Source organism: Pseudomonas sp. 313 (assembly GCF_000316965.1).
Lineage (GTDB): Bacteria > Pseudomonadota > Gammaproteobacteria > Pseudomonadales > Pseudomonadaceae > Chryseomonas > Chryseomonas benzopyrenica.
The window spans coordinates 1-1,144 of record NZ_ANBZ01000012.1 but is presented as its reverse complement, the minus strand read 5'-3'; the positions used below and the strand labels follow the sequence as shown (position 1 = coordinate 1,144).

At 58.8% G+C, this 1,144-nt stretch carries 1 protein-coding gene; it reads left to right on the top strand.

The window, feature by feature from the left end; all coding sequences use genetic code 11:
* The first annotated feature begins 124 nt into the window (after positions 1 to 124).
* On the top strand, positions 125 to 1,105 hold the full coding sequence (locus C722_RS0100510) for an IS110 family transposase (RefSeq protein ID WP_017638643.1): 981 nt from the start codon (positions 125 to 127) through the stop codon (positions 1,103 to 1,105).
* Positions 1,106 to 1,144 lie beyond the last annotated feature (39 nt).

Here is a 1,144-nt window from a genome sequence, read left to right as displayed (position 1 = left end):
CCCAACCTGAGCACTCGATGCTGTGTCGTAGAGTGTGTCTGCCGGCTCCCTTTCTCCACATCCTGAATGGTATCCAAGCCCCTCCGCTGGAGTGAGGCTGTATGCACAAGGCAAGGAGCGAGAAATGGCGATCATTGGTATCGACATCAGCAAGCATAAATTCGATTGTTTGTGGCTGCGTGACGTCCGCAGCCTGAAGGTCAAAACCAAGGTCTTCGCCAACCGGTCCACAGGATTCGCCGAACTGATCGACTGGTGTTGCGCCCAAACGGGTGAGACGGTGGAGCAGTTGCAGGTCTTCCTCGAAGCGACTGGGGTCTATCACGAGCCGCTGGCTCTGTATCTCCATGATCGTGGCGTCCAAGTCTTCGTCCTTAATCCTGCGCGGGTGCGCGAATACGCCCGCAGCCTGGGCATACAGGGCAAGACCGACAAGCAGGACAGCCTAGTGCTGGCGCGCTATGGCGCGACCCAGCCCGTACGTCCCTGGACGCCGGAGCGACGTGAGGTCCGCGAGCTCAAGGCATTGATTGCTCGCCATGAGGCGCTGCAAGACGATCTGCAACGTGAACTCAACCGTCGTGAAAAAGCGGAGGTCAGCGGGAGTCCGGGCGTCCTGGCCTCCATCGACAACCTGGTACAGGCTCTGCGACAGGAGGCAGAGCGGATTCGTCAGGATATCGACGACCACATCGATCGGCACGACGATCTCAAACGCGATCGTGCCTTACTGCAAAGCATCGATGGAATCGGCGAGGTGCTATCACGCCATCTATTGGCCCTGCTGCACAGTCGCGACTTTGGCGACGCTCGACAATGCACTGCCTTTGTCGGCTTGGTGCCCCGCCCTTGGCAATCGGGTAAGACGGTGGAGGGACGCACGGTATTGAGCAAGGCCGGTTCCCCACTTATCAGAGCCAAGCTGTACATGGGCGCCATAGTCGCCAAAGAGCGCAACCCCGACGTGAAAGCGCTGTATGAACGACTACTGGCACGCGGCAAAGCCCGAATGAGCGCCTTGGGCGCTGCCATGCGCAAACTGCTGCAGATCGCCTATGGCGTGCTCAAGACGCAGCGACCTTATCAACCACGACAGGCCCTTTAGAGGACCTGTTGTGATTGATGGGAGAGATGGTATCTACGG

Bases quoted from the DNA above. Each gene is read 5' to 3' on its own strand.
- C722_RS0100510 (WP_017638643.1), top strand. From the start codon at position 125: ATGGCGATCATTGGTATCGACATCAGCAAGCATAAATTCGATTGTTTG.